Origin of the sequence: Streptomyces sp. NPDC058534 (assembly GCF_042717365.1) — a bacterium.
In the GTDB taxonomy this organism is placed as follows: Bacteria; Actinomycetota; Actinomycetes; order Streptomycetales; family Streptomycetaceae; genus Streptomyces.
This window is the reverse complement of record NZ_JBHXNW010000142.1, coordinates 3,544-8,582: the sequence shown is the minus strand read 5'-3', so window position 1 is coordinate 8,582 and position 5,039 is coordinate 3,544. Positions and strand designations below refer to the sequence as shown.

At 71.1% G+C, this 5,039-nt stretch carries 9 protein-coding genes; all 9 read left to right on the top strand.

Annotated features, from left to right (window positions below; genetic code table 11):
• The first annotated feature begins 116 nt into the window (after nt 1-116).
• The 9 genes from ACFWR9_RS41820 (at nt 117) to ACFWR9_RS41780 (ending at nt 4,906) form a co-directional block, all read left to right on the top strand.
• Nucleotides 117-362, top strand: a complete 246-nt coding sequence (locus ACFWR9_RS41820) for a helix-turn-helix domain-containing protein (RefSeq protein ID WP_383852671.1) — start codon at nt 117-119, stop codon at nt 360-362.
• A gap of 11 nt (nt 363-373) precedes the next feature.
• A complete protein-coding gene (locus ACFWR9_RS41815; protein ID WP_383852669.1) occupies nt 374-604 on the top strand; it encodes a hypothetical protein in 231 nt (76 codons plus the stop codon).
• A gap of 96 nt (nt 605-700) precedes the next feature.
• A complete protein-coding gene (locus tag ACFWR9_RS41810; RefSeq protein ID WP_383852666.1) occupies nt 701-1,048 on the top strand; it encodes a hypothetical protein in 348 nt (115 codons plus the stop codon).
• A complete protein-coding gene (locus ACFWR9_RS41805; RefSeq protein ID WP_383852664.1) occupies nt 1,045-2,130 on the top strand; it encodes a hypothetical protein in 1,086 nt (361 codons plus the stop codon). Before ACFWR9_RS41810 ends, ACFWR9_RS41805 begins: the two co-directional genes overlap by 4 nt.
• The gene (locus tag ACFWR9_RS41800) at nt 2,127-2,294 is read left to right on the top strand and encodes a hypothetical protein (RefSeq protein ID WP_383852661.1); all 168 of its coding nucleotides are present in this window, start codon (nt 2,127-2,129) and stop codon (nt 2,292-2,294) included. The genes ACFWR9_RS41805 and ACFWR9_RS41800 overlap by 4 nt, the downstream gene beginning before the upstream one ends.
• Nucleotides 2,291-3,205, top strand: coding sequence for a PD-(D/E)XK nuclease-like domain-containing protein (locus tag ACFWR9_RS41795; RefSeq protein WP_383852659.1), 915 nt, complete (start codon nt 2,291-2,293; stop codon nt 3,203-3,205). The genes ACFWR9_RS41800 and ACFWR9_RS41795 overlap by 4 nt, the downstream gene beginning before the upstream one ends.
• A complete protein-coding gene (locus tag ACFWR9_RS41790) occupies nt 3,202-4,086 on the top strand; it encodes a hypothetical protein (RefSeq protein WP_383852657.1) in 885 nt (294 codons plus the stop codon). Before ACFWR9_RS41795 ends, ACFWR9_RS41790 begins: the two co-directional genes overlap by 4 nt.
• Nucleotides 4,083-4,349, top strand: a complete 267-nt coding sequence (locus ACFWR9_RS41785; RefSeq protein WP_383852654.1) for a hypothetical protein — start codon at nt 4,083-4,085, stop codon at nt 4,347-4,349. Before ACFWR9_RS41790 ends, ACFWR9_RS41785 begins: the two co-directional genes overlap by 4 nt.
• On the top strand, nt 4,346-4,906 hold the full coding sequence (locus tag ACFWR9_RS41780; protein ID WP_383852652.1) for a WhiB family transcriptional regulator: 561 nt from the start codon (nt 4,346-4,348) through the stop codon (nt 4,904-4,906). The genes ACFWR9_RS41785 and ACFWR9_RS41780 overlap by 4 nt, the downstream gene beginning before the upstream one ends.
• Nucleotides 4,907-5,039: the final 133 nt, after the last annotated feature.

The window sequence follows — 5,039 nt, the reverse complement described above, 5'->3', positions numbered from 1 at the left end:
ACTCCTAGCGGATACTCACAGGATCTTCGCAGTTCACCTGCCACACATTCCTAGTAACTGCTAGTTCATGCGGGGTATCGCTAGCAGTTTCTATTAGAAGCTGCTAGCTTCTACACATGACGGCACCCCGAGCTACCTACGAGGTGGACGGGGCGGCGATCCGCAAGCTCCGCATGGCACGCGGCATACAGATCGCCGACCTCGCCCGCAACGCACGCATCACCCGCAGCTACCTCTCGCGGCTCGAAACGGGCGTGCGACGCCAGATGCGGCCCCCCACCTACTCGGCGCTCCGGAACGCCCTCGGCATCCCCGCCGAAGACGAACAGCTCCTCGCCCCGAGCGAGCCCAACACCGAATGAGGTGAACCAAGTTGTCCACCAATGCCCTCACGACCGTGGAGGACTTCACCGACGTCAAGGAGACGTCCCGACGTCTCGGCATCGGCGAGCGCCGACTCCGCGACGGCGTCAACCACGGCAGCTTCCCCGCCCACCGCATGGGACGCCGGCTGATGTTCAGCGCCCAGGACCGCGCCCAGATCGCCGAGATGCACCGCATCCCCGCGCGGCGCGGTGCGGGCCGGCGCGTACGCGCCGCCTGATCCACCCCTGAACGCGCCGAAGGGCCGCTCCGACTGCCAGGCCCGAGCGACCCCCACGACCGGCGCCCCTCGCAACCATCGAAAGGAGGAGCCACCGTGGCTCCGATCATCGCAGAACAGAAGCAGAAGGCCATCGACGCGCTCCGCGCTCTGGCCGACTTCCTGGAGTCCAACCCGGCCCTGCCGGCGCCCAGCTCGCAGCAGCTGCTGGTGCCGCTGCACACGAACCCGGCGGTGGAGGAGTTCGCCTCCGAGCACGGGCTGCCCGTGGCGTACAACGACGAGGGCAACGCCAGCGTCACCGTGGAGTTCGGAACGCTGCGTTACCACGTGTACGGCTACGTCAACTTCGCCGAGCACTGCGAGCGCGACGCCGAGCGCCAGGCGCGCACGTGGGCCGAGCGGCAGGGGCTGGAGCTGCGCCCCGCCGAGGTGTCCGCATGAGCGACTCGATCCTCGTCCGCGTCACGCTGGACGCCTACGACGTCGCCCGTCCCTTGCAGAAGCAGACGCAGGTGTACGTGCAGATCCCCGAGGTGGCCCGGGTCTCGTGGCTGCTGGACGTCGACCTGTTCCAGGGGCTGAAGCTCTGCCCCTGGCCCGGCGTGGTGGACGCCGCGCTCGCGGACTACGACGCCGGGCAGGTCATTACCGACACGGACTCGGCGAACGCTCGTGAGGCCGTGCGGGCGTGGTTGCGTGACGACGCCAACCGTGACGAGATGCAGGCCGCGTGGGAGCAGGACCATGCGCGGCGGCACCCGGTGGCGCGGAAGCTGCTAGACCGCGTGGCCGAGTTGGAGGCCCGGCTCGCCGAGTTCGAGCGGCCGACCGACGAGGACCCCATCGCCTACACGCTCGCGGAGCAGGGCGACGGCAGCACCTACCCGCTCGCGCTGCCGTGGGCCGCGCTCATGGACCGCGGAGACCTCGCCGAGTTCCTCCTCGACTTGGGGCACGCGACGTGCGACCGCGTCGACGCGTTGGAGGCCCTGGCTGAGGTCGAGTCGACGTGCGGGACGTGGCGGCTGATCGCCGAGGCGCAGCACGCGCACAACACCGCGCCCGGCCCGCAGGCCGAGGCGGACGGCATCACCCGCAAGCTCGTTCCCGTCCAGGTGCTGCGCGCTGAGGCGGACGACGCCCAGGAGAGCGTCCACGGCAAGGTGCAGGCCGTCCTCCTCGCCCACTACGGCGAGTCGCCCCGCCCGGATCTGATCGTGGGGACGCTCCTCGCGAACCTCCGGGCGGAGATGCTGGCGGAGCCGCACACGGTGTACCGCCCCGAGCACGACTCGATCGTGATGGGCCTGTACACCACGGCCGCCGCCGCCCGCGCGCACTGCCAGGGGGAAGAGCGCCGCACCTGGGCCGCGTTCGAGAAGCCCGCCTTCGACTGGATCGAGGACGAGGAAGACGGCTTCGCCGAGATGACCGTGACGGTCAACGGCGAGGAGATCGAGACCGGCTACGTCGTGACCGCCCTGGAGATCGCCTCCGAGTACGACGCGGAGGCCGACGAGTGAGCGGCACGACCGCGATCGCGATCAGCGTCGCCGCCTTCGTGCCCGGCGCCCTCGTGATCCTCGCCCTCGACCACAACGTCCGCTGGCCCCTGACCGCCATCCGCACGGCCGTACAGCGCACCCAGCACCACCTCACCACCAGGAAGGACGGCGTCACCCGATGACGACCGCCGTGCGTGCCGAGGCCCCCGAGGCCTCGGCCGCCGGGCCCCTCCAGATCACGGAGCCCGGCATCTACGACCTCTCCATCGACGACTACCACGGCGACCCCGTGCCCGGTGGGTCGCTGTCCTCCACGGGCGCCCGCAAGCTCCTCGCCCCGTCCTGCCCCGCCCTCTACCGGCACGAGCAGGACGCCCCGAAGGAGTCGAAGAAGACGTTCGAGCTGGGCCATGCCGCCCACCGCCGTCTCCTCGGCGAGGGCCCCGAACTGGTGCTGGTCGACGCGGCCCGCTGGGACACGAAGGTCATCAAGGCCCGCCTCGCCGAGATCCGCGCCGCCGGGAACGTCCCCCTGAAGCGGCCCGAGATCGAGCAGATCGAGGACATGGCGAAGGCCCTCGGCGAGCACCCCGTCGCAGGCCGGCTGTTCCAGCCCGGTCGGGGCAAGGCCGAACAGTCCCTGTTCTGGCGCGACGCCCGCACGAAGGTGTGGTGCCGTGCCCGACCGGACTGGACGCCCAACCGCGGCCCCGGCCAGCGCCTGATCCTCGTCGACTACAAGACGACCACCGACGCGTCGCCCGAGGGCGTGCAGAAGGCCGTCGCCGCGTACGGCTACCACCAGCAGGCCGCCTGGTACCTCGCCGGCGCGAAGGCCCTCGGTCTCCACGGCGACGGCGACGAGCCCGGCTTCGTGTTCGTGTTCCAGGAGAAGACCGCCCCGTACCTCGTCAGCGTCGTGGAGCTGGACTTCCCCGCCCTGACCTTGGGCGCCGCCCGCAACGAGCGGGCCCTCCAGATCTTCCGGGAGTGCCTGAAGACGGGCCGCTGGCCCGGCTACAGCGACCGCATCCAGTACCTGCCGCTGCCCGCCTGGGCGGAGAAGCGCGACCACGAGGAGTACCTGACGTGAACTACCCCGTAGAGCCGATGACCCCGGCCCCGGCCCCCTCGTTCGTCGGGCAGGGAACCGCAGTTGAGCAGTCCCGTGCCGTCGCCGAGGTCCAGGCCGCCGTGATCGTGGCCCGTCAGTTCCCCCGCGACGAGGCCAACGCCCTGCGCAAGGTTCGTTCCTCCTTCGCCCAGGTGGACCTCGCCAACAAGTCGTTCTTCCGGTTCCGCCGCGGCTCGGGCAATGTCAACGGCGAGACCATCCAGTTCGCCAAGGAGCTGGCCCGCTGCTGGGGGAACGTCCACCACGGCCTGGCCGAGCTGCGCCGCGATGACGTCGCGGGCGAGTCGGAGATGCAGGCCTGGGCGTGGGACCTGGAGACCAACGAGCGCGCCTCCACGACTTTCATCGTCCCGCACACCCGCTGGGCGAACTCGTCGGCGACGCGCCTGGACGACCCGCGCGACGTGTACGAGAACAACGCGAACAACGGTGCCCGCCGACTCCGCGAAATGATCTTCACTGTGCTGCCCTCGTGGTTCCGCGAGGAAGCGAAGAACGTCGCCAGCCACACCCTCCAAAACGGCGCTGGAGACGTCCCGCTGTCCAAGCGGGTCGCGGACTGCCTCAGCGCCTTCGAAGGCATCGGCGTCACCGCCGACCAGATCGAGTCCAAGCTTGGCCGTCCCAGCGGCAAGTGGACCGGCGTCGACCTCGGCCAGCTCCAGGTCATCTTCCAGTCCATCCAGCGCGGCGAAGTCACCCGCGACGAGGAGTTCCCGCCGAAGCGCGTCGACGAGGCCGAGCTGTACGGCCAGCCCGAGGCCTCGGCCGACGAGCCCGCCGCCGACTCCCCGGAGTGGCCGGCGGCCCGGCAGCCGGGAACGGGGGCCGAAGCATGAGCCCTCTGCGTTCCCTCCGCCGGATCATGGAGCCGGGCACCGGCCGTCACCGCCTCACCGTGCCCGAGCGGATCACCGTGCCCCTGAACGACCTCCTCGGCCCGCCCTGGCCCGCCCCGAGCCGCCCGTACGGCGCGGCCGTCACCCAGTGCTGGGACGACTGCCCGCGCTGCGGTACGGCAACGGCCGGCGTGCTCACCAAGGACGGCCGGACCTGCGGCGAGTGCCTGAAGACCTCGCCCGCTCAGGCGGTCACGCGATGAGCGGCACCCGCGCCCCCGAGACCCTGCCCAACTCGCTCGCCTGGGCGCAGCGGGCCGCCTGCAAGGGCATGGACCTGGAGTCGTTCTTCTCCGAGGCCGAATGGAACGTCGCCGACGCGAAGCGCATTTGCGGCCCCTGCCCGGTCCGCGAGCAGTGCCTCACCGAGGGCATGCACGCCGAGCACGCCGGTTCCCGGTACGGCATCTACGGCGGCCTCACCCCCCAGGAGCGCACCGAGCTGGCCGGAGAGCGGCCGAAGACCGGTCGGCCGGCGGGCAAGCGCAGTCCTCGCGCGCACCTGTCCCCGTGCGGGACCGACGCCGCGTACCGGCGCCACCACCGCTGGGACGAGGAGCCGTGCAAGGCCTGCCGTGCCGCCAACGCCGAACGCCTGCGCAAGCAGGCACAGAGGCGTCAGCCGGTCAAGTGCGGCACCCGGCCCGGCTACCAGAAGCACCTCCGCGACAAGACGGAGATCTGTGAGCCCTGCCGCATCGCCAACACCCAGGCCGATCGCCGCCTGCGCACCACCGGCAGCACCAAGGCGCCGACGTGACCAGCCAGGAGGGGAGGGGGGGGCCCCCCCCCCCCCCCCCCCCCCCGGCGGGGCCCCCCCCCCCCGGGCGAACACCACCACCCCCCCCACCACAACGCCGGGGGGGAAAACACCAGACCCCCAACACAAAAAG

Coding starts and splice junctions, on each gene's coding strand:
- ACFWR9_RS41785 (WP_383852654.1), top strand. CDS start 4,083: ATGAGCCCTCTGCGTTCCCTCCGCCGGATCATGGAGCCGGGCACCGGC.
- ACFWR9_RS41780 (WP_383852652.1), top strand. CDS start 4,346: ATGAGCGGCACCCGCGCCCCCGAGACCCTGCCCAACTCGCTCGCCTGG.
- ACFWR9_RS41820 (WP_383852671.1), top strand. CDS start 117: ATGACGGCACCCCGAGCTACCTACGAGGTGGACGGGGCGGCGATCCGC.
- ACFWR9_RS41795 (WP_383852659.1), top strand. CDS start 2,291: ATGACGACCGCCGTGCGTGCCGAGGCCCCCGAGGCCTCGGCCGCCGGG.
- ACFWR9_RS41805 (WP_383852664.1), top strand. CDS start 1,045: ATGAGCGACTCGATCCTCGTCCGCGTCACGCTGGACGCCTACGACGTC.